Here is a 22712-nt window from a genome sequence, read left to right as displayed (position 1 = left end):
TGATATAGTCGGTAATGTGCAGGCGGCTAAAATTGACAAAAAAACACTGATAGGACTGATTTACTTAAGAGTCTAAAAGGAGTTATACGAAAATATTCTAAGTAGAGGATGTCATTCTAGTTTTTCTAAAGAATCAAGGTGCTTTATTCAGGTATTAATATTTCCTTAATTTTTTATATTTATGCTTTATTATGTTTTTTATATAGATTTATATAAGGGTTAAAATTATGGGAATCATGAATATAATTAAAGCTGTTAAGAAAAATGATTTAGTAAAACTAAAAGAAGAATTAGATTTTTTAAAAAGTTGTATCCGTGAAGATTATGATCTTAATCAAGCGGTTTCCAGTAAAAATGGACAAAGCCTATTACATATTGCGACAAGATATGGCAGTGATAGGGTATTTTTATATTTATTAGAACAAGGCGTTAATATAAATATACCCGATGAGCAAGGGAACACGCCTGCTCATTATGCTGCTTTGTATAGCCAGCCTAGAATCTTAGAATTTTTGAAGAAAAATGGAGCAGATTTTTTACAAAAAAATAAATGTGGGAGAACTTTGGAACAATATATTCAAGTTAGACCGGTTAAAGAAGAGAGCAAAAGGATTAAAAAAGAACTTGAAAATATTATATTAGAAACCAATCAATGCAGAATTTTATCTAACAATGCGCAACCATGCTTAAGAAAAGAAACTGCAGAAAACGACCGTAGACAATCAGAAGAAGAAATAGTAGATACTTCCGATCTTGCTCTGCTAGCAGAGGTTGCTATGAAACAAAAAGAGGTATACCTTAATAAAACTCAAATGCTCCCATCATCTTTTTTTCATAATTTACCTCGAGAGGTGGAATGTCAAACTGAACCACTTAATTTAATTAAGCATGATAGAGCTTTAAATTTAAGTGTGACATCGTGTTTTAGAAATTAATTATTTATTAAATTTTATCTCAGCAATTTTCTGATGAGATTTATATACGCGTTCTATTTTCAGAATTAGATCCAAACAAAATTTTGTAAATAGATATTTTTATCATAATTTTTTTTATAAAAAATATAAAGATACATCATCTATTAGTTTTTATTTAATAGAAATTAAAGAATCAACCAGATATAATTTAACTAAAAAGGTAAAAGTAACCAGTTGAGTTTTAGTATGGAAATTAAAATAAAACTTCGCTTTTTTTTAAAAAAAATTAATCTCGCTACTTATCCAAATACAGTCATTTTAATGAAGGAACATGAGGCACTTATGAGTTTACTCGATTCTTCTATATCTGAGAAATCTTGTATGGAAGTCATTAAAAAGCTCAAGAGAAATCAAGTCTATATATTTTTCAAGCTAGATAAAGATCCTGAGTTTTTAAAAGTTATTATTAAGAAAATTTTAGATCCTAGCATTCTCAAAGCAATCTTAAACGTCTCAGATATAAATTACTCTGAAGGAGAAAAAATTATTCTAGAAAAGCATTTATGTATAATTAATTTATTGTCTAATCTGGCAGATGATTTAAAAAAATTTATTAAATTATCTATTCAAAAAATGGAGGAAAAAGAGAATTTTTTTGTAGAATACTTTAAAGAATTAGATAGGTTAAAAATAGTTCTTCTAACAGAAGAGATAAAAACAGACGATCTTAAATGGTTTTTTAATACTAATCTTTTTACGCTAATTACTTTTGAATCAAAAAGATTTTCTATAAAATTAACAGAGATATATCATTTAATGATTCAAGATATAAACCTTTCTAAAAAAAAATATTTTAATGATCATTGTGAAATATTACTCGATAAAAAAACAAAAGAAGGTAAATTTTTTAATTATGACAGCTTTTTTTCTATTTTATATGATAAGAGAAAGAGTTTTGTAAATAATTTACCTAAATCAAATGGCTTTATTTTTCATAAAATGTCAAAATCTGATAAATTATGTAAACAACTGATCAAATTGGCACTTGAAAATAGATTAAAACATCTCTAATGAATAATAATTATCTTTTACACGCCTAGATGAACACGCACGTAGAAAATAGCAATAAGCTCCGATATTGATAAGAAATGTTCTTTAAATTGATCATTTTCATATTACTTTATTTTTGCCTTATTTTTGAAATATCACTGTAAGTGAATGAGCTCTTTGCATAATTAAAAATAGCTTTAAATATAAAAACCTGATAAAAAATAAATTTCATCTGTCAGATTGCTACAAGGAAAGGGGATTGCTAAGATCCATCTACTCAATTTGGATCTAAAGAAAGCTAGCGATAAGTAGATAATGTCATTATAAATTGCGCTCTCAAAAAGAGTAAGATACTTTATCGAGTAGGCTAGGTTTAATAAATCGTTAAGAGTAAATCTATAGGATAAAGTTAATTTTTGAAGCAAATTAAAAACTATTTATGAATATAAAAGATAAATTTTCAATTACGTATAATATAATATGCTCTATGGAATACTCTAAAAAAGGTGAATTACTTCAAGGCTTTAAAGAGTTAAAGGAATTATTTGCGCAGCCTTTCTTTTCAGAATCTATAACTGATACTATCCATTCCCTTAAAAATAATTTAGTTTATAAAATATTTGAACTTGAAAATGATGCAGAATTTTTTAAAGCGTTCATAAAAAAAATAGAAAATTATTTAATGTTCAATGAATTTTTAGAAGCGAGTTCTACAATAAGCTATTCTTATTCTGAACGAGAAGTTTTGAGCAACAGATCCCTAAATTCCAGCTATTTTTTGAGTTTGATAATGAATTAAGAAAAGAAGCAAAGCTTTTTTATGAACTTTATGCACCTTACCTAAATCGCGTACATGAAATACTCTTTTCAAACAAAATTAAATATGAAGCTATAAAATGGTTTATACAATCACCTTTTTGCAATATTACCCTTGGAAGTTCTATTTCTTTTCAAGAATCCTTAAATAAGGTATTTCAATTCTTATTAAAAAATGATTCTTTGTCGCTTACCAAAAAAAATATTGAGGCTATTAAAAAAATTATAGATGAAAAAAATAATCAAAAAATACCTGTAAATTATAATATGTTTTTTTTCCATGTGCCTTTAAAAGCAAAGACTTTATCGCCATTAGCGAAAGACGCACTTAAGAATAACCTTGAAAAATACATAACTCCTATAATCTAGGAAATTATTTCTCAATAATTTATACTTAATTGAAAAAACAAATTTAATAAAAGGAGTTAATATAATGGGTATCGATGTATTTGAAGATGCATTTGATTTTTTCTTAAAAACAGGCTGATTTAAGTTTTTTCATTCCAAATTATCGATAAAACAGCTGCGAAAGCTAAGCGATCATATCTATCCTTCGGATAGCGCTTCCTATGAAATTTATTTACATGATGTTGAATTGATTCCTTTTTATAGGGAGGAATTAGTGGATTCAAAAGAGATTAAAACGACTGCTTTATCAGGATCGCTGACTGAAGAAGAGTTCCCTGCATCACTTAGAAATCACTTTGAATTCAATTCTGACGATAAAGAAATTCGTATTTTAAATTATATGGAGAAGGGAGAATTTCCCTTAAGAGGAGGGTGTGAATATGCGGCCGAAGCGATTGAAAACATCTTATTAAATCTTTTTGAGATAAATCAATGGAAAGTAATTAAATTAGAAAATATCCATATTTTAGAAAACCAAGAGAGTAAACCATTAAATTTTCAATTTATATCAGATTTTTTCGGACTCGAATAAAGAAGAACAAATTTATAAAGAATTAATTCTTAATCATGTAAAAAAGGATTTAAGCGCTTTTTTTCCCTTTATATCTCGGTTATCCACAAGATATGGCGAAATTGATGCTGGATTAAAAAAGATCAAACTTCACTTAGATGAATTTATAACTACCTTATTAGAAGTGGATCAATTGCCCTTTTTATTAAAACTATTTAAACGAATTGGAGTAGAAACAAAAAAAGAAAATTGGGAAAAGGATTTTCGATTAGTTATCCAAGCAGCCCAGGCAGGCACTCAAAAAAATCCTATTACACATAGTAGTCTGAGTGATTTTGAAGCAATTATCAAAGTATTATACACGGAAGTAGAAAGTGCTAAAAAGCAATGGTTTAGAGGCTATCAATTTAATGTTAAGTTACTCGAATCGCTTGAACAGTTGCTCCAATCAACTCGAGAATATCAAAGTGCTTTATTTAATGAATGGGAGCAACAGGAAGGTGGAATTTTAATAGAGAATACGCAATTAAAAGAAGAATTAAAAAACTCTAAAGAAACGATAGAACAAATGGAAGCACAACATGCCCAAGATAAAGCTAAATTCGAATCGACACGAGCACAAGATAGGGCCGAGTTTGAACAAAGCAACGCAAAGATGGAAGAACGAATAGAAAAAATAATGAATGACTTGCTTCAATTACAACAACAACCCTCACATTGGATCATTCTATGCCTTCCAACAATCCTGGGTTCTTTAATTCTCGTTGAAGGAGACGCTGATGAAGAGAAGGGATATGTACATCATATGGAATAGTTCAGGCTTAATGTGACACAAAGAGATGAGTAAGGTGACCTATTTAAAATGTGACTTAAGTCAGAGCCTTTTTTTAAATACTGTCTGATTAGCCCATCCATATTTTCATTGAGTCATGTTCCCACGAGGAATAAGGGTGTGCGAAATAAAAGTATTCCATCAATTTAATTTTAAATTGATGGGATACTGAAAAAACCGTTATTTTTTGTTACCAGAGAGTGGATTAAGCATAACTTACTCCAACTATAGGAAGTTTCATTACTAACCCGTAAGTAAGTACACTAGTATAAGCGACCTTTATTTCTAACTATTTTTGTTTCTTCAGCAGGTATTATTTGTTTTACCATGACCCCCATCCATTTAACTGCTGTATCTACCTAATTTGTGCGATAATATCCTTGCTGCGCGTGTTAATCACACGATAGTTTTGATGTTTTTCTGGAGTAATGCTACTACTTTTGCTTTAATACATTCTTTGAGCTATTAGACGATAGATCAAATTTGTAAACTTCAGAATGCGGAAGTATCATAAAACGCTTTTACGTTGGTTATTTTTTATTCTATTGTAGACTGTTAAATTTTTTAGAAAAATAGATTTATGCAGTGATTTTGGTGATTTGAAAAAAAATTATGAGGACAGGACTCAGCAAACAAAAAAGATCGATAAAAACCTTTATATAGCGTACTGAAAAAAGTATTCGCAGGACATGAATAATTAACAAAGCTTAATAATAATTATATATTATCTAATAAACTAAATAATAATTTACTGGGATGATAGCATGTCGTTAGTATTTGAACTCTATTCAGCTGCTAAGCAGGATGATTTACAACGTGTTAAACCTTTAATAGAAAAAGGGGCCAATGTTAATGCGACTTTTTTTGAAGCACCTTTATTCTATCGGCTATCTATAGAAGGCCATGAGGAGCTAATAAAACTTCTTATAGAAGAAGGTGGCGCTAATGTTAATGCAGCTAATGCTGATGGAGCAACACCGCTCCATTGGGTATGTAAAAATGGTTATATTGAGGCAGCAAAGTTACTGATCAAAAAAGGGGCCAATGTTAATGCGACAATTTCTAATCATAGATGGACACCTCTTCATTGGGCATGTGAAAAAGGCCTTATTAAGGTAGCAAAATTGCTTATAGAAAATGGAGCCAACCTTAACGCGACTGATATTGATGGGCTTACTCCATTAAATTTAGCCTATCTGCATAACCATATTGAGTTAGCAAAATGGCTTATTTCTCGTTTATTATTAAAAAATCTAAAAGAAGAAGAACCTGACTTTATAAAGCATCAAGATTTGTCAGCCTACTGGAAGGAACAGATTCTAAAAATTAAATATTTGCCTCAAGAAGAAATTATAGGTGGTAAAACCTTGACAGAAACTATTTTAAATAAAATTTCTTCAGGAAAAAGTGATACTTTAGTTTCCCATTCTTTTCATCAGCTCTTTAAATCATTGAATTCAGAAGCAATAAAGAGTCAGGTTTCTAAAATTGATCAATGGGATACTACTATGTCTTCTCCTAAATTGAGTTAATATATTAGCTTTTAAACTTCATTTCAGCAGCTTTAGAAATTGATATTTTTCCATTTCGTACTTGAGTAATAAGAAACATGCGTTAAAACGTTCAAGGATCGAAGATTTTTCACTGGCATGACTCGCCCTGCATGGGCTTCTTGGCACATACAGCATGGAACTTCACTCTATGAATTGCAGAAATTTGGTGGTTGGTCTCTATGAAACAGTGCAACTTTATACATCTAAATAGTCAACAGCTTCAAGAGGTTGCTGAACGTGTGTCGGCACAAAATTGGTGCATGGTAATACATAGATGAAAAATAAGCCTTTGAATAGTAAGATAAGTTATTGAAAAAATAAGATTGTACTGGTGCGACCGGAAGGACTCGAACTCCCGACCCCCAAGTTCGAAGCCTGAATGTATAAGTAAAAAACAATTAATAATCAACACTTGCGATACCTTGCAAACTTAATAACCTACTGAAAACTACAGGAACTTCTGTTTCTTCCATTTTATCCAGATACAATTTTGGTACATACATTTTTTTTAAAAAGCTAATTATTTTGATTTTTATAACTAAAATATAAATTTAGTTCCATTTAACCTAGAAATTAATGATAAGAGCAGGTAGAAGGAAAAAGCTGCTCTATAGAGCAGTCAGTAATACTTTTTCAAATGGAAAATGTTAAAGAAAAATTGTAATTTTTTTTAAATGGATCGGAAAGTTTGAGAAATATTGAATGTTTAATAAGTTTAAATTTATGCTCGATGTACTTACTATAATAGAAGGATATTCCTAGGAATTAGATTTTCACGCTGATGAAGAGTAAATATAAGTTTATCTATTAATTCCTGAAGTTAATAATGGATGACTCATTAAAAATTAAAGTAAATGCATAAAAAAATAATCAGTATGGCAGTTATCAAGTCCATGTATGCCCTCTGAATTTCTAGGCTTTTTGCATGATACTGCTGCACCTACTATAATGTGAGTTCCTTAAGTACAAAAGGAACCAATGAGAGATGAAATGGATTAAACCTGTTTATACTGAGATGCGTTTTGGCTTTGAGATAAACATGTACATATATCACTCATAATGATATCCGGAATGGATAAAAAATGCTACTCAAGGTTCTAGGATCAGCAGCGGGCGGAGGATTCCCGCAATGGAATTGTAATTGCAGTAATTGCCAAGGACTACGAGTAAAAACGATAGCCGCTGTTTCACGTACACAGTCTTCGATTGCTGTCAGCGAGGACAATAAAAAATGGATTCTCATCAATGCGTCGCCTGATATACGCAAACAACTGGAAGATTTTCACGAAGCGCAACAAAGTAACCTGTTACGTGATACAGGAATTCAGGCCATCATCTTGACAGATAGCCAAATTGATCATGTGACTGGATTACTTTCATTACGGGAAGCCGAAAAATTAGTCATCTATTGTACAGAACTGGTTCAAGAGGAACTGACACACCATTTTCCACTGTTTAAAATTTTAAAAAATTATTGCGTTATTGATTTTAATCGTATTAATGTTTCTCACGCTTTTACGATTCAAGGATTTAAAAACTTAGTATTGACACCTATCGATTTGCCGGGAAAGTCCCCACCGTATTCGCCTTATAGACACAATCTTAAACAAGGTGCGAATACGGCTTTGATTATTTTAGATCAGCTAACACAGAAAACTTTTTTTTATGCGCCGGCTATTGCGCAGTTTGATGAAAGACTATTTCAAAGCATGAATAATGCAGATTGTGTCCTAATTGATGGCACATTTTGGCATGAAGATGAAATGTCACGTTGCGGAATAAATAACAAATTAGCAACTGAGATGGGTCATTGTGCCTTAGCCAGTGAGGAAGGGTTACTTTCTAAATTGAATGCATTGCAAAAACCAAGAAAAATAGTCATTCATGTGAATAATACGAATCCGATACTTAATACAACCTCTCCTGAACATGCCCAATTAAACAATGCGAACATTGAAATAGCCTATGATGGAATGAATATCTTACTTTAGGAACTCTGCTTTATGCACACTGAATCCTGCATAGCGTTATCGTCTCAGAGGGAGTTTGAAAAAAAAATTTTAAGCCTTAAAAAATATTATCATATCTATCATCCGTTCAATAAGTTAATGAATGATGGCCAATTGACCCGGAAACAAATTCAACAGTGGATTATTAATCGCTTCTATTACCAAGTAAATATCCCAGTAAAAGATGCGGCTATTTTATCTAATTGCCCTATACGCGAGATACGCAGAGAATGGGTAAAACGAATCATTGAACACGATGGCGATGTCATTAATCCAGGTGGTATTGAAGCCTGGTTGGCATTGGGAGAGGCGTGTGGCCTGACCAGTGACTTACTGTGGTCTATGAAATATGTCTTGCCTGGCGTACGCTTTGCAGTCGATGCTTATGTTCATTTCGCGCGTACCAGTACATGGCAAGCTAGCGTTTGTTCATCGTTGACGGAGCTTTTTGCGCCAGAAATTCACCGCCAACGTTTAACGAATTGGCCAACACATTATCCATGGATTGATTTAAAAGCATTGGCTTATTTTCGTGGTCGATTAGATCAAATAAATCATCACGTCACGAAAGGTTTACAATTAACGCTAGAAAATTTTCAAACACAAGAACAACAAACACAAGCATTGGCTATTTTAACGCTTAAATTAGAAATTCTTTGGGCAATTTCAGACAACCTTTACTTAGCCTATGTACTTGATCAGCCTCCCATCACATTTTCAAAGGATGATACATAATACGCATTATGGAAAATCAACTAAGTTTAGATGCAAATATTGCTCTTGCTGGGGGATTTCGCTTGCAATGGGAAAAAAGCCAAGCGTGCTATGTGCTGCTTTATCCAGAAGGGATGGTAACGCTAAATACAAGTGCGGCTGAAATCCTAAAATTATGTGACGGTGGTCGCTCTATTTCAGCCATAATTGCCGTGTTACAAAGTAAATATACACAAGGTGCGATAATCGATCTAACAGAAGATACTTATCACTTTTTAACAGAGGCACTGCAAAAAGGGTGGTTAGCAGTTGTTTAAATGTTAGGAAATCAGCAAGAAGCAAAGGAAACTCTATTGCCACCGCATTGGTTATTGGCGGAACTCACCTATGCCTGTCCTTTACAATGTCCTTATTGCTCGAATCCACTCGAATTTATTAAAAGTAAAGAAGAATTAGATACGGAAAGTTGGATACAAATACTGCGGGACGCACGAGAATTGGGCGCTGTTCAATTAGGTTTATCGGGTGGTGAACCGCTGTTACGAAAAGATCTAACAATTATCGTCAGCGAAGCCCACGCATTAAATTATTATACTAATCTTATTACATCGACGGTAGGACTCAATGAAAGTCGTTTAATAGGATTAAAAAATGCAGGTTTAGATAGTATACAAATTAGTCTTCAGGCCAGTACAGAAGAATTAAATAACCGCATTGCAAGAACGAAGTCATTTGAGCATAAGTTATTAATGGCAAAAAAGGCCAAAGAGCAGAATTTTAATCTTACCTTAAACATCGTTATTCATCGATTAAATATTGATTCAGTTCGAGAGATATTAGATTTAGCCTTGGATTTAAAGGCCGATTATATTGAATTAGCGAATACGCAATATTACGGTTTTGCTTTCGTGAATCGCGACCTCTTGTTACCCACATTGGAACAGATAAAAAAAGCCGAAGCCATTGCACATGACTATCAGAAACGTTATAGCGATAAAGCCAAGATTTATTATGTTATTCCAGATTATTATAGTAATCGACCCAAACCATGTATGAATGGTTGGGGTAAAATTTTCTTAACTATTACACCCGATGGTTATGCTTTACCTTGTCATTCAGCGAGAATATTACCGAATTTGGTTTTTCCGAAAGTACATGAAAATAGCCTACATTGGATATGGTATGAATCCCCGTTGTTTAATCGGTTTCGAGGCGATAAATGGATGAAAGAACCTTGCCGATCTTGTACATTGCGATTTAAAGATTTTGGTGGTTGCCGTTGTCAAGCGCATTTACTGCTTAACGATGCCCGTGCGGCGGATCCGGTATGTGATTTGTCACCGCATCATGAAGTGGTGCAAAAAGCGATTCAACGTGCAATGGATAACATCACTTTATGCAAAGAAATTCCGTTGATCTATCGAAATTCTCACACTTCAAAATCATTTTTAAAGTAATGTGAGCGTTTAGGAGATATTGAAGTATCATTGATCAATTGCAACACCAATATCACCGATAATGCCACCTGCAAGAATGAGAAGCGCTGCTGTAAAGGGAGAGACAAGCGAAGAGATCACGGCAGTAAAAGATAATAAGGTAAATAAACTTACGCCTAAAATAATCACGATAATGAATAAAAATTTAGAATTAGCATATGAGTGCTTAAAAGCCAAGAGAGCTAACAATAAACTTGCAAGGGAAATAAGAAAGATAAAAGCCCCTATGACCATTTCCTCTGATTGTGGAATGCTTTGATTATAGTCATAGATAAACTTCTCAGCAAAGAAATAACTTAGTGACCCCACTAATCCTAAAATAGCACCTAGCACGATAATAATTTTTGCTATCGTTTTGATATTCATCAGGATTTACTTTGACTAGGTAAAGCGAAGGCAATGACTTGGTCACTGACTTTAGGCGTCAAAATACTGTTGCCACCTACTACAAACACAACATACTCCTTGCCTTGATATTCATAAATAGCTGGAATAGAAACTGCTGGTGCAGCTACATCTGCACTCCAAAGTACATCGCCTGTATTAAGATCCAATGCACGTACTCGTGAATCCATAGAGGCCCCGATGAAAATTAAACCACTCCCTGTGATGACGGGCGCACCAATGGTAATACTACCCCACGATTTTGGCATATAAAATCCCCATTGTTGCACTTCGCCAAACGGTTTTTTCCACAACCGCTGTCCCGTATTCAAAGCATAGGCAGAAATTTCACCATAAGGAGGTTTCCAACAAGGCATACCCAAAGGATTTAAAAACGTATCTAATTTAAATCCATAAGGCGATCCGGCCATGGTAAACATTCCATACGCTTCTCCTACATTAGCGGTGTGATGACGTTTAAGAAAATCATTGTAATCTTCTCGAGGTATTAATTTATAAATTTGTACAGCCATTGAACTGTTAACCACGAAAATTTGTTTATTCGGGTCGACAGCACCCCCACCCCATTCCACTCCACCTGCGGTTGCGGGAAAAATGAGACTTCCTTGTTCACTAGGTGGTGTGAACCGACCTTGGTATTTTAGCGTGGCTAATTTTCGTGAGCAGTAGCCAAAACTCAGCCAATCAGAGAGTTTAAAAACACCAGGCCATTTATCAGCAACCACTGGAATGGGATAAGGAACTGTGGGTTGCGTGCTAGCGGCAATCTCACCTTTTGCATCCGAAGCAGGCACTGCCTTTTCAACGATCGGATAAATAGGTTCTCCAGTATAACGATTTAAAATAAATAAGTACCCTTGTTTAGATGTTTGGACTAATGCTGGAATTGTTTTACCTTCTTTCTTAATGTCTACGAGTGAAGGCGCCGAGTTAGTATCAAGGTCCCAAAGATCGTGGTGAACTAACTGTTTACTCCAGATGACGTTGCCGTTATTAATATTTAAGGCTGTGACGGAGGTTCCAAAAGGAATAGGTGTTAAACGATTCCCTCCCCAAAAATTGGGACTGGGTGAACTGATCGGTAGATAGACAATCCCTTGGTCCGGATCAATCGACATACTGGCCCAGACATTAGATGTACCAGTTTTTGCTGCGATATCGGGCGGTATACTCTGGAAGGTCCACAGCAACTTGCCCGTTCGCGCATCTAAACCAAAAACATTACCTACTGGATCAATAGAATATGTCCAATCTTTACCTGCCCAACCTAAAATTAATAAATTTTTATATACCGTGGGTGGCTGTAAAATCCCTAACGGCCAAAGGTCTGGATGGTTATTCCATTGATTAATATCTAACTTACCTTGCACACCAAAATCAGTACAAGGCTTTCCTGTGTTAGCATCAATGGCGTATAGTTTTGCATCCATGGTGCCAATATAAATACGCTTCTGGCATGCTTTTCCTGGGATCATAGTTTCTGCTTGCCAATAAGCCACCCCCCGAGTTTTTAATGCCGGTTGCGACAGTGCTTTTAAGACCGCATGCGGATCAAAAATCCATTTAGTTTTACCCGTTGCAGGATTGAGAGCAAAAACACGATAAAAGGGTGTGCTGACATAAATTGTATTATTTACAAAAAGCGGTGTAGCTGACCATACCGTAGGAGGTAATTTGCCCTTGCCGGTAGAAAAATCACCGGTATGTAGAGTCCATGCGACGGACAAATCATGGACATTACGTGGTGTGATTTGGGTTAATGGTGAATATTTCTGTGCTTTTAAGTCGCCATTGAACGTTTGCCAGGTAGTGTTTTCTGCGGAAACGTTTATAGTGAAAAAACACGTAAAAAAAAGTGCGATGCATTTAATAAGTTTGCTCATTCTTTACTCGTGTAAAAACTTGAATAAACCAACCCACGCCAACCAAAAGCACGGAAGCTAATAGCGACCAGCTTTCTAAGAAGTAGGAGGCCAATAATGTACCTAGCAGTAACAAAATAATAAGCGTATTTACGCCAATCCGTATCCATCGATGACTATCGCGTCGGAAATAGTAAATTAGCACGCTTAATAAGGTCATTATCAATGTAGTTAAGGTTACTAACTCAGCCCCGCCGGTATAACTAATCGGGCTTGACGGAAGAAAAAAATTAAATAGCGACAGAATGAATCCAATAACAGAAAACAGGAACATCATCCCTATTCCTAAATTTTTTTTGTCATTAAGCGGCATTTGCCTATCCTACCTATGGGTTTTTAAAAACGTAATAGAGTTTAATTATTATCTGTAGGGTAGTCGATTTATTATTTTTTTCAAATTGTATGGAAAATACAAAGTCTTTTTTCTCAAAGCGGTATATATTTTTTATTTTAATAAGCTGCTAAATAATATTTTAACCATTGAATCCGTTTGTTTACTACGGCCTGTAACATGCTTTCAGGATTGTCCCACAGCAAAATAAAATTCTAGCCAAACCCGCTATTGGTTTAAAAGTATTAAATTTTAACTATCTTTTCTACAATATACCAATGGGCAACCCTATATTACTTGCACCATTTCAGCATCGAGTGGATCACAAATTATGTGTTTAAACAGGGCTCATGCGCGATTCACCGTGGCCGATGATCGAGTCTTTACTTGCACCAGGTCCTAGATGAATAAGCATGTAGAAGAATGGGAATAGGGCTCTTCAAAAAATACTGATGAGAAATATTCTTTAAATTGCTCATTTCCCTGTAAGTTTATTTTGTGACTTATTTTTAAAATATCACGGTAAGTGAGTGAACTCTTTGCGTACTCAAAAATAATTTTAAACATGATTAGATTTTTATTTATCAAATTACAAATATCAGAAATTTTAATATATTCTTTGCATAGTAATCCAGTTTTAATTAAAAGAATTAAAAATCTTTTTAACTCATAGTAAATGACAATATCTAGTATTTCTCGTATATTCTTTATATTTCAATATAATACCTATATTTATTACGGTATTTCCAATACCTAAAAAACTTTCTGAACGAGTATTTTTCTTAATAAATTGTTCTAGCGTTGTCTGATTTTTGTTAATAACCGTTTTTTTTAATGAATTGGATAACTGGCTAAATCTTGTTAAAGATTGTATGTTTTTAAAAATAAAAGCTAAAGAATTAGGGCATGATTCGTGATGAAAATAGATAGTAGTTTCTGGTGAAAAAAGGTTAAAACCGATTAGATCATCCCAATGCTGATCCCTATTAGATAAGCGAAAAAGATGATCTAAAGTAAAAAAAGAGCAATGATCAAAATCATGTTGTATTTGAGTTCCACTATAAGAAAAAATTATAGGCTTTAAGTTTAAAGACACTGTTTTTATTATTTCTGTGCTTCTATAAAGTACTGCGGCATCAAGAACAAGCAGATAAACCTGATTATTTTTAATATAACAATCTACACTAAACCAATGACCTTGGTTTTCTATTGCTAGTTGGAAACGAGTAGGAATTTGAGTGTTGTTAATATTTTTGGCTAATAACTTAAAGAAAATACTGAGTTCACTCGTATAGTTTTTTTCTTTGTAGCCATCGCTAGAAAGAAAAAAAATATTTAAATCCTTTCTACGTGATTTTTTCTCTTCGATCAAGCCGTGCATTTCTTCTGAAGATACAATAGAAGCTTTAGAAGATAATGGGAATAGCGACATTTTTTTCTCCTCATAAACTAGCCGTCTAAAATTTATTAATTCAATATTAAAAAGCTAACTAAAAAACAGTATTCAACCCTATTTTTGATCTATTCTTTATATTCTACTAGTTTTTTTTGCCCACAAACGAGCGATATCTGTTCCACTTAGCATAGAGGTCATCGAAATCATTCGAAAACAGATAGGGAACATATGGAATTTCTTTTTACTTATCAAGGAAAACCAGTTAAGCAATGTAACGCTGCGTGGCGAAAAGCTTTAAAATGAGCAGAGATAAAAGATTTTCACTGACATGATTTGCGTTATGCCTGGGCATCTTGGCATATACAAAATGGAACTTCACTCTATGAATTGCAGAAACTTGGTGGTTGGTCCTCGTACGAAACAGTACAACGTTATGCGCATTTAAATAGTCAACAACTTCAAGTTGCCCCTGAACGTGTGGTGTCGGGTACAAAATTGGTACATGGCAATACTTAAATAAAAATAAGGCTTTAAATAATCAGATAAGTTATTGAAAAAATAATATTTTCTGGTGCGCCCGGAGGGACTCGAACCCCCGACACCCAGGTTCGAAGCCTGGTACTCTATCCAGCTGAGCTACGGGCGCATGATTCGAAAGAGCCCGGCATTCTAACAGTTTATCCTTTATTCAGCTAGCCTCCTTTTGCTGCCGTTTGAACAGAATGTACCAATTTTGTACCAGATACTCGCTCGGCAGCCTTCATAAGTTGATCACTATTTAAATGCGCATAGCGTAATACAATGTCAAAAGATGACCATCCGCCTAATATTTGCAATTCTGTAAGGATGTTCCATTTTGAACATGCCAAGATGCCCATGTATGACGTAAGTCATGCTTCGATCTTTGCTCGCTTTAACGCTTTACGCCATGCAGATGTATTGCATTGCTTAACAGGGTTTCCTTCATAGGTAAAAACAAATTCAATATGTTTACCTATTTGTCTTGCAATAATTGCCGCAGCTTCTGCATTAAGAGGTACTGGAATTGCTGTTCTAGTTTTTGATTGTGATGCACTCACAAAGGCATGTCGCCTAACTAAATCAACATTCTTCCATCTTAATCCTTAATCCTATGACATTGGCTTTGCGTAAACCGGTAGCTAAAGAGAAATCTGCCATATCGGATAAATGTGAGGGTAACTCTTTAAGTAACCGTTCTGCTTCATCTTTGGTTAACCAGCGTTCTCGCTTGATTTAGATCCGCCCGTACCGGCATAATATGGCTGCCGATAACAATATCAACGGTTAAGCTATTACTTTAATAATTTCTTGCCAATGTGTGGTGTAGCGTGGTGAACGGTTTCCAGATCGCATCGACCAAGAAGCTTGTACACATCCTTCGGCTGCAAAAAAGAGTGTATGTGAGCCGAAACTCTTATTTGTCTCATCTAATATTTTCATTAATGCAACTGAACGGAGTGAAGTTGGTTGGACAAAAAGATCATTTAAGTGTTGAGAATCCGATATAATGTCTATTAATAGAATCCCGGCCTTTTTATAATTAAATCCAGTTTTATACAATTGTTTTAAAACACGTTGCGCCGCGGTTATTAGCTCACGTGTATCATTCGTTGCTGTTACTAGCGAACTCGTTAAACCCTTCGTATATTGTCGATCGCTAGTTTTATGCCTATTGGTTGTAACAAACACATAAATAGCTTGAGCTTTGGAGTTTTGTTTCCTTAGCTTATAAGCTGCGCGCGCCGCATAGCGACTCAAGGCACTACTTAAATCCTGCCAATCGGTTACAGGCCGACCAAAAGACCGGGAACACATAATCTGCTTTTTAGCCGCTACAGTTTCTAAATCAAGACACGAAATACCATTTAACTCAAGAATAATACGTTCAATCACTACACTAAAACGTCGGCGCATTATTTTGGGATTGGCCTGTTGTAAATCAAAAGCGGTTTTAATCGAGTAATGCTGAAGTTTTTCAGTCAATTTACGCCCAATTCCCCAAATCTCTTCGATAGGTAACGTCTTTAATAACGAATCACGGTGTACTGCACAACGTAAATCATAAACGCCGGTTTTGCTTATCCGCTTAGCATAAAAATTTGCTACTTTAGCGAGGGTTTTGCTAGATGCTAAACCTATTGAAATAGGGATACCTGTCCACTGTTTTACTTTTTGGCGAATTTCGATTAAATAAGCTTTCAAATCATAGTATGAATAATGATCAAGTTTTAAAAAGGCTTCATCAATGGAATACACTTCCATATCTGGGCACAAGCGCCGCAAGGAATCCATGACACGTTGCGACATATCACCATAAAGAGCATAATTTGAAGAGAAACATCGAATTTGGCCGCGACGTACCCAATCGCGATACTTAAAAGCCGGTGCACCCATGGGAATACCTAATGCTTTGGCTTCATTCGAACGAGAAATAATACAACCGTCATTATTCGATAGGATGATAATAGGTTGTTTCTCTAAAGCGGGATTAAACACGCGTTCGCAAGAAACATAAAAATTATTACAATCCGCCAATGCAAAATAAGCCATGCTTACAACGGATGAATGACATTGGTGACTATTCCCCAAATACTGACATTATTTTCCTCATTCACGGCAATTGCGGGAAAATCTGGGTTCTCTGCTATCAAAACAAATTGTTGATTCTTTAATTTTTTAAGTCGTTTTACAGTTAATTGACCATCAACGATGGCAATTACCACCTTGTTATCACGAGGCTCCAAACTCCGATCGACAATTAAGAGGTCACCATCGCGAATACCCGCATTAATCATCGATTCGCCTTTAACCCGTACGTAGTAAGTAGCTGTAGGATGATGAATCAAGTATTCATTGAGATCGAGGTGTCCTTCTAAAAAATCATCTGCCGGAGAAGGAAACCCAGCATGCACTGCTGATGAGAGGTAAGGAATAAGATAAGAATGAGAGATAATGCATCGATAAGCACGGGACATAATATTTTTATTATAAAAGCGATAGAGAGTAGCAGCGATGTGTTTAAGTCAATCCAGTGCCTAAGAAATTCATCGCTATTCAAATATTCTCTCACAGAAAATGCCATATATCAAATTTATAAATATAAGCCGTTATAGATTATTTATTTTTTAGAATAAGGTTTCGTGTACCAGAATTGTCCATCGATACTAACCACATGAAACTCATGGCCGATGCACAATAATCAAAATCTTGTCCAGCTGGAAAAAGCTCAAACTGAACGTTTAGAAAAAGAAATTGAGTATACAATAAAAAAACAAGTAGAATAACAAAACAATAGATTAATTTTTTAAATACTAAATAATAAATTTCAGAAAGGTAATTTATAAGGAGGAAAATACCTGTGTTCCCGTCGACTAAAACGCCTACTTTATATTTAGAAGAAATGCATGGCTTAATTGAAGAAAAAAAAACGCGTAGAAAGAATTTAAATATTTTTGTTCTTAGTAGCGATGGTTATAAAAAAAACAGTAAAAGTGAGCTCAGTATTTTCTTTAAGCTTTTAACTAAAAGTATTAATAATCCTAAAACTCCGACTCGTTTTCAGCTTGCTATAGAAAATGAAAGGCATTGGTTTTGTGTCGATTGTTATATTAAAAATAGTAAGGTTTATCTACTCGTTCTTGATGCTGCAGTACTCAATAGAAGTATAGAAATAATAAAAGAAGCCTCTTTAAACTTACAACCTGTAATTTTTGCTTATAGTGGACTACAAATACAATATGATTTTGAACATTGCTCTTTTTTTACTTTAGATCATCTTTTTCGCTTATCTAATAGAGATCAACATTGGGTAGATCTAACAAGCTTTAGTTCTCTTTCTCCAGGAACTATTATCTATTTTGATCATCAACTTTGTCCGAGTTCTTTAGCTTTTATTTTTAAAAACATTCAATCTTTAGAAAACTTTAGTTTGTTACCAGACTCTTTAAAAAAAACTGTAATAAATAAAAATCAAACATTAGAGCAATTTATTAATAAAAATAAGCGCTCAGTAAATTTTTTAGGCATTGAAAATAAAATAATAAATGGAGGTATTTTATTGAAAGAAAAAAAATATATGAAACGAGGCATTAATTTTTTTAATTTAAATAATGATAGTAGCCTTGTTTCAAATAGACAGGGATTTGATATTATTGGAGGAAAACTAGGAAAGTTAATAAATAGAGTTATTAATCATAAGGGAAAATTTTGTTTTAAATTTTTAAGTAAAAATAAGCTTATTTTGAAAAATAATATGCGCGAAATCTTAGATAGTATAATCTATTATGAGTTGAAAAAATTTTTTATTTTTTTAATTGAAACTGAATATTTAGACAAGGAGTATATTACAATTTCTGATGTTTGTAGTTTGATGAATAAAAATCCAGCCATGTTTAAAGCTATTTTGCAGTATGTCAAAAATTCACTAAGTTATGCGGATATTTTAGAAATAAGTGAAGAAATAAATTTATATGGAAATGATCAATGTAAAGAATATTTTTCATCTGTATCATTTAAAGAATCGTATCGACAAAACAGCTAAATTTTAGTAAATTATTAATTCATACTTATTTTTTTAATGATTTAAGTATTAAAAAAATAAATTAAATAGCTGAAAAGTAGCATTCTGGGAACATTGATCTAACAATTTACTAGAATAATTTAAAAAAATTATCAAATATTAGCTCATAAAAAAATTGAAATGAGATAACTAAAATAAAAGGAATTAACTATGCTAATAAAAAATGAAACGCAACAATTTTACCACTCTCTTAATGTAAATACTGTAAACGAAATAGAACGCCCCATTAAACAAAGAGTTTCTTCTCGTAATAAACGCGCTCCGGATGATGAAACGCTTGTTGGAGCTACCGTAAAAGGTGATTATACTTATTGGTTAAGTCAAGAAGATATTGCTGAAATTGCTCGAATAGAATATAACCAATTCCTCGGAGTAGGCGAGGGCAATGCTCAATTTGAAATATTAGGTTCCCTAACTCAATTATATAGGACCTCAGAGTCATTTCAATTAAAAATACAAACGTATCAATTAAATACAGCACGGCTGACTTTAATTATTAATTTAGAAAATTTACATTGGGTAACTTTAGTTATTTCTTATAAATACGCCAATTACATCGCTTATTATGTGGATTCAAAAAATAACCCTATACCCTCTCGATATTCGCAAATGCTTATTGAGACTTTTCAAATCCAACCCTTAAGTTTAAGTCCTGGATTAACTCAACAACAAGACCATTATAATTGCGGTATATGGGCGCTCGAAAATGCAGCCGATCTCAGTAAAATGATTGACCAAAATGAATCGTTGCATTCGATTGTTAATGAATTGAACCGGCCGCGTAATAAAGAATATTTCGATATAATGCGAGTATTTTTTTCTGAAAAACTCTGTAAGGATCCAATTTGGCTAGAGCGACACCCTTCTTTTTTGCCCGACCTACAAAAAAAATTGGAACTCCCATCGCATGATGTTAGACCTGCTATAGATAAGATTGAACCTGATTCTAAACGATTTAAAACGCTCCTTACTGAAAAAGAAAATCCAACCATTTATTTAGAAATCTTTCTTGAAACCTTCATGAGTGCTTTTATAAAAACACTAGGGATCTATCATTTGCTTGCTAAAGATAAACTATTAACAGAGGAAGCATTAAAAACTGAATTGAAAACCGGCATAACAGGCGCTTTAATAGGTATAAGCGTTGCTGAAAGCCTTGTAGGTTCTATTCCTTCAGTAGTGGCTTCACTAAGAATGATTAGTAATAAGTATTTTGCATATAGTAAAAATAAGGCTCAAAAAATTACTCGCGCTTTTTCAGTGCTTAAACCAGATTATTTGGATCTTATTTTAGCTGAAGCAGCCATAAATATTTTTTACAGCTTTGAAAGTCAATTTATGCAGGTAACCGATAAAGCAGGCGACAAAGTGGCTATGGAAAAATTAGCTGAGGATGCCGTTGAACGAGTATTTAGTTATATAGAAAAGACTTCGGATGAGGAGACTGTGATTATTTCTAAGGAGATAATAGAAAAAGGAGTAGTAAAAGGTTCATCAGAAAAATTCTTTGATCCTAAGCTTAAAAATATTAAGCAAGCTAGAGTGAGAGTGGCAGGATATGATGTACAAGATAAGCACAAACATGATATTCGTACCGTCAGTTTATATGAGAAAACAGGTTTAGTTGAATTCAATATCAATGGTCAACCTATGAAATTTTATGCTCCCAAAAAATCTCCACGTAATCGATATGGCTATCGCCGTCTATTTGATTGGGAAAAAGAAACCAATGGAGAATTGAGGGAGAGTTTAAAAGAAAAGTATATAGAAAAATATTTTTCTCAGTCGGAAGACCTGCTTCCATTTATTTCAAAAAATTATGATTATGTTTTACATTCCAAGACGAATCCTGCATTTGCTGAAGCGCAACGTATTCTTAATAAAATTAAGAATCATTATGCTTCTCAATTTATAGTTAGACAGCCTGAGAGTAAAAAACCAATTTACTTCAATTTAAGGGAGCCAGTAAAAAATTTTAGTGGAAGAGTTGAGATTCTAGAGAGATTACACAATATCTTAATGTCAGAAAGAACAACCGCTATTGTGCCCACTTGGTTTACTTTATCGGTTTCAGGTATCTCATCTCCATTAAGCCCATCGGGCAGCGATTCATCACAAGTTTCCAGTGGTTCTCAACTGTCAATTAGTGGTTTGGGAGGAATAGGTAAAACACAACTAGCTTTACGCTATGCTCAGCTTTATGCGGATCATTATGATCATAATGTTTTATGGATTGATGCAGAAACTAAAGAAAATTTAATTTACTCATTTCAGCAACTCGCTATCAAGCTACAGATTACAACCCAAGATCAGTATGATCAAGAACAGCACTTAAAATACATTGGAGAGATTTATGATTACTTCTCAGATAAAAAAAGTCTTTTTATTTTTGATAATGTCGAGGATTACCATACGATAGAATCGTATCTACCTAAATCTACACCTGGAAATAAACCAACGGTACTCATTACTTCGCGTTATAGTAATTGGAATAACATTGCGACTACTTTATCCTTGTCTGTATTTACAGGGCAAGAAACCGAAGAATTGATTAAGAAATCTTTAGACTTGGAAGATAATCAATACGAAAGGATAATGGAATTAAACCAACTACTTCAAGGCTTACCTTTAGCATTACAACAAGCACTTGCTTATATTAAACTAAAAAGAAACACGGACGCTAGTTTTTCTATTTTTCACTACATAGAGCTTTATAAAAGAAAACAACAAGAACTCTTAAAGTTTAATTTTTCAGATTACGCTAATGATCCTTATTTGAAGACCGTTTTTACTACTTGGATTATTACATTGGATAAAATTAAATCTTATGAAATAGGTCAAGGTGCGTTAAATATTTTAAATATCATGGCCTATTTATCTCCGGATAGTATCTCTGCTGCAAAATTTTTTCAAGTAATTCAGCTTAATCGCAGCTTTAAACTAATGGATTTAAATGAAATTATGAATTTGCTAAGTAGTTACTCCATGATTAATCCAAAAGATAATGAAGATAAATACTCTATTCACCGCTTAGTTCAACAAGTCATACGGCTTAATATCGAACAGGATTCTTCGATGTTTGAAAAAACAGTCGAAAATACTCAGCTATTTCTTTGGCATTGGGACTATGCTTTTAGAAAAGACCCAGAGAATGTTTTTCATTATCTTCATTTTCTTATCTATATGTCAGAACACACAGAGTTAGTAACTCAATTAGTATACGGCCATCCAGAAAAAAAATTTTTTGATAGTTTGATTCTTCAGGATGCAAAATATTGTCAATATTTTATTGATCTGGCTTATCTCAAATTTCCAAAGGAAAAATTTCTTAGATTTTTGGGCGATGCAATTGCTTATTATATCAAACTAGGCTGTTTTTTTTATTTATCAGAAATATTAAACTACATTGAAAACAAATGGCGTCTAGGAATTTTTTCCAAAGAAAATGTTAAATATATTTCGGAATATTTTTTAAATTTAAAAAATCCTACTTTAAAATTCATCCGATATTCAACCAATGCTGCAAAAAAACAAAATCAACAGCAATCAGTAAGTCTTTTTTTTCGTTTTCAATCAAAAATATTTGGCACTCTCTCTGAACTATATGATAGCTGCCCATCACATAGTTTAAAGAGAAGTATTTGTTTACTTTCTGAAGCTGAAAAAAAGATCGAAGAGCTTAGAAGTCAAGGGATTAAATCTCATTTTAAAAAAGTAGAACACATCTCTCGTTATATCAGTTCAGCGTTGATGAC

General features: G+C 33.5%; 19 protein-coding genes, 1 tRNA gene and 2 pseudogenes. 14 read left to right on the top strand and 8 right to left on the bottom strand.

What is annotated here, in order from left to right; all coding sequences use genetic code 11:
• Window positions 1-236 precede the first annotated feature (236 nt).
• The 11 genes from A1D18_RS00575 (at window position 237) to pqqE (ending at window position 10264) form a co-directional block, all read left to right on the top strand.
• Window positions 237-935 (top strand): ankyrin repeat domain-containing protein, encoded by a 699-nt coding sequence (locus A1D18_RS00575; protein ID WP_171910798.1) that lies wholly within the window; start codon window positions 237-239, stop codon window positions 933-935.
• A gap of 225 nt (window positions 936-1160) precedes the next feature.
• Window positions 1161-1985 carry a hypothetical protein gene (locus tag A1D18_RS00570; RefSeq protein ID WP_071661881.1) on the top strand — a complete coding sequence of 275 codons (825 nt, stop codon included), beginning with the start codon at window positions 1161-1163 and terminating at the stop codon, window positions 1983-1985.
• A gap of 418 nt (window positions 1986-2403) precedes the next feature.
• Window positions 2404-2763: a hypothetical protein gene (locus A1D18_RS00565; RefSeq protein WP_143750404.1), complete on the top strand. Its 360-nt coding sequence runs from the start codon at window positions 2404-2406 to the stop codon at window positions 2761-2763.
• A 639-nt stretch (window positions 2764-3402) separates the two neighbouring features.
• Entirely contained in the window at window positions 3403-3720 is a 318-nt protein-coding gene (locus A1D18_RS00555; protein WP_071661878.1) for a hypothetical protein, read from the top strand.
• A 172-nt stretch (window positions 3721-3892) separates the two neighbouring features.
• Window positions 3893-4513: a hypothetical protein gene (locus A1D18_RS00550; protein ID WP_143750403.1), complete on the top strand. Its 621-nt coding sequence runs from the start codon at window positions 3893-3895 to the stop codon at window positions 4511-4513.
• A 782-nt stretch (window positions 4514-5295) separates the two neighbouring features.
• Window positions 5296-6063 (top strand): ankyrin repeat domain-containing protein, encoded by a 768-nt coding sequence (locus tag A1D18_RS00545; RefSeq protein WP_071661876.1) that lies wholly within the window; start codon window positions 5296-5298, stop codon window positions 6061-6063.
• A 1006-nt stretch (window positions 6064-7069) separates the two neighbouring features.
• The gene (gene pqqA, locus A1D18_RS06955; protein WP_071661884.1) at window positions 7070-7144 is read left to right on the top strand and encodes a pyrroloquinoline quinone precursor peptide PqqA; all 75 of its coding nucleotides are present in this window, start codon (window positions 7070-7072) and stop codon (window positions 7142-7144) included.
• A gap of 22 nt (window positions 7145-7166) precedes the next feature.
• Entirely contained in the window at window positions 7167-8075 is a 909-nt protein-coding gene (gene pqqB / locus A1D18_RS00535) for a pyrroloquinoline quinone biosynthesis protein PqqB (RefSeq protein WP_071661875.1), read from the top strand.
• Between the two features lie 12 nt (window positions 8076-8087).
• Complete coding sequence (gene pqqC / locus A1D18_RS00530; protein WP_071661874.1) at window positions 8088-8828, top strand: pyrroloquinoline-quinone synthase PqqC; 741 nt, start codon at window positions 8088-8090, stop codon at window positions 8826-8828.
• A gap of 8 nt (window positions 8829-8836) precedes the next feature.
• A complete protein-coding gene (pqqD, locus tag A1D18_RS00525) occupies window positions 8837-9124 on the top strand; it encodes a pyrroloquinoline quinone biosynthesis peptide chaperone PqqD (RefSeq protein ID WP_071661873.1) in 288 nt (95 codons plus the stop codon).
• On the top strand, window positions 9125-10264 hold the full coding sequence (gene pqqE / locus A1D18_RS00520) for a pyrroloquinoline quinone biosynthesis protein PqqE (RefSeq protein ID WP_071661872.1): 1140 nt from the start codon (window positions 9125-9127) through the stop codon (window positions 10262-10264).
• A 27-nt stretch (window positions 10265-10291) separates the two neighbouring features.
• Here the strand turns inward: pqqE and A1D18_RS00515 are convergent, their stop codons facing one another.
• From A1D18_RS00515 to A1D18_RS00500, 4 genes are all read right to left on the bottom strand, one after another.
• Complete coding sequence (locus A1D18_RS00515; protein WP_071661871.1) at window positions 10292-10669, bottom strand: hypothetical protein; 378 nt, start codon at window positions 10667-10669, stop codon at window positions 10292-10294.
• Entirely contained in the window at window positions 10669-12591 is a 1923-nt protein-coding gene (locus tag A1D18_RS00510; RefSeq protein WP_071661870.1) for a pyrroloquinoline quinone-dependent dehydrogenase, read from the bottom strand. Before A1D18_RS00510 ends, A1D18_RS00515 begins: the two co-directional genes overlap by 1 nt.
• Window positions 12575-12943 (bottom strand): hypothetical protein, encoded by a 369-nt coding sequence (locus A1D18_RS00505; protein ID WP_071661869.1) that lies wholly within the window; start codon window positions 12941-12943, stop codon window positions 12575-12577. Before A1D18_RS00505 ends, A1D18_RS00510 begins: the two co-directional genes overlap by 17 nt.
• A gap of 685 nt (window positions 12944-13628) precedes the next feature.
• Complete coding sequence (locus tag A1D18_RS00500; RefSeq protein ID WP_071661868.1) at window positions 13629-14393, bottom strand: YopJ family acetyltransferase; 765 nt, start codon at window positions 14391-14393, stop codon at window positions 13629-13631.
• Window positions 14394-14520: 127 nt separating this feature from the next.
• On the opposite strand from A1D18_RS00500, the pseudogene A1D18_RS06950 reads away from it, so the two are divergent.
• Window positions 14521-14873 (top strand): annotated as a pseudogene (locus tag A1D18_RS06950) (site-specific integrase); the annotation flags it as partial.
• Between the two features lie 53 nt (window positions 14874-14926).
• On the opposite strand, the gene A1D18_RS00490 reads toward A1D18_RS06950, so the two are convergent.
• From A1D18_RS00490 to A1D18_RS00470, 4 genes and pseudogenes are all read right to left on the bottom strand, one after another.
• Window positions 14927-15003 (bottom strand) — tRNA-Arg (locus A1D18_RS00490).
• A 46-nt stretch (window positions 15004-15049) separates the two neighbouring features.
• Window positions 15050-15608 (bottom strand): annotated as a pseudogene (locus A1D18_RS06680) (site-specific integrase); the annotation flags it as partial.
• A 54-nt stretch (window positions 15609-15662) separates the two neighbouring features.
• On the bottom strand, window positions 15663-16967 hold the full coding sequence (locus tag A1D18_RS00475; protein WP_216095002.1) for a Y-family DNA polymerase: 1305 nt from the start codon (window positions 16965-16967) through the stop codon (window positions 15663-15665).
• On the bottom strand, window positions 16931-17353 hold the full coding sequence (locus A1D18_RS00470; protein WP_071661863.1) for a LexA family protein: 423 nt from the start codon (window positions 17351-17353) through the stop codon (window positions 16931-16933). Before A1D18_RS00470 ends, A1D18_RS00475 begins: the two co-directional genes overlap by 37 nt.
• A gap of 425 nt (window positions 17354-17778) precedes the next feature.
• Between A1D18_RS00470 and A1D18_RS00465 the strand changes: the two genes are divergently transcribed.
• Window positions 17779-18918, top strand: coding sequence for a hypothetical protein (locus A1D18_RS00465; RefSeq protein WP_143750402.1), 1140 nt, complete (start codon window positions 17779-17781; stop codon window positions 18916-18918).
• A gap of 189 nt (window positions 18919-19107) precedes the next feature.
• On the top strand, window positions 19108-22712 hold a 3605-nt coding region (locus A1D18_RS00460; protein ID WP_245756762.1), incomplete at its 3' end, for an NB-ARC domain-containing protein.

It is taken from the genome of Candidatus Rickettsiella isopodorum (genome assembly GCF_001881495.1).
In the GTDB taxonomy this organism is placed as follows: Bacteria; Pseudomonadota; Gammaproteobacteria; order Diplorickettsiales; family Diplorickettsiaceae; genus Aquirickettsiella; species Aquirickettsiella isopodorum.
The sequence above is the reverse complement of the archived record's forward strand: the minus strand, read 5'-3'. Positions and strand labels throughout refer to the sequence as shown.

Excerpts from the sequence above, each read along its gene's own strand:
- A1D18_RS00510 (WP_071661870.1), bottom strand. The coding sequence starts at position 12,591 with ATGAGCAAACTTATTAAATGCATCGCACTTTTTTTTACGTGTTTTTTC.
- A1D18_RS00575 (WP_171910798.1), top strand. The coding sequence starts at position 237 with ATGAATATAATTAAAGCTGTTAAGAAAAATGATTTAGTAAAACTAAAA.
- A1D18_RS00505 (WP_071661869.1), bottom strand. The coding sequence starts at position 12,943 with ATGCCGCTTAATGACAAAAAAAATTTAGGAATAGGGATGATGTTCCTG.
- A1D18_RS00565 (WP_143750404.1), top strand. The coding sequence starts at position 2,404 with ATGAATATAAAAGATAAATTTTCAATTACGTATAATATAATATGCTCT.
- A1D18_RS00570 (WP_071661881.1), top strand. The coding sequence starts at position 1,161 with ATGGAAATTAAAATAAAACTTCGCTTTTTTTTAAAAAAAATTAATCTC.
- pqqB (WP_071661875.1), top strand. The coding sequence starts at position 7,167 with ATGCTACTCAAGGTTCTAGGATCAGCAGCGGGCGGAGGATTCCCGCAA.
- pqqD (WP_071661873.1), top strand. The coding sequence starts at position 8,837 with ATGGAAAATCAACTAAGTTTAGATGCAAATATTGCTCTTGCTGGGGGA.
- A1D18_RS00470 (WP_071661863.1), bottom strand. The coding sequence starts at position 17,353 with ATGTCCCGTGCTTATCGATGCATTATCTCTCATTCTTATCTTATTCCT.
- pqqE (WP_071661872.1), top strand. The coding sequence starts at position 9,125 with ATGTTAGGAAATCAGCAAGAAGCAAAGGAAACTCTATTGCCACCGCAT.
- A1D18_RS00465 (WP_143750402.1), top strand. The coding sequence starts at position 17,779 with ATGCATGGCTTAATTGAAGAAAAAAAAACGCGTAGAAAGAATTTAAAT.
- A1D18_RS00500 (WP_071661868.1), bottom strand. The coding sequence starts at position 14,393 with ATGTCGCTATTCCCATTATCTTCTAAAGCTTCTATTGTATCTTCAGAA.
- A1D18_RS00515 (WP_071661871.1), bottom strand. The coding sequence starts at position 10,669 with ATGAATATCAAAACGATAGCAAAAATTATTATCGTGCTAGGTGCTATT.
- A1D18_RS00545 (WP_071661876.1), top strand. The coding sequence starts at position 5,296 with ATGTCGTTAGTATTTGAACTCTATTCAGCTGCTAAGCAGGATGATTTA.
- pqqC (WP_071661874.1), top strand. The coding sequence starts at position 8,088 with ATGCACACTGAATCCTGCATAGCGTTATCGTCTCAGAGGGAGTTTGAA.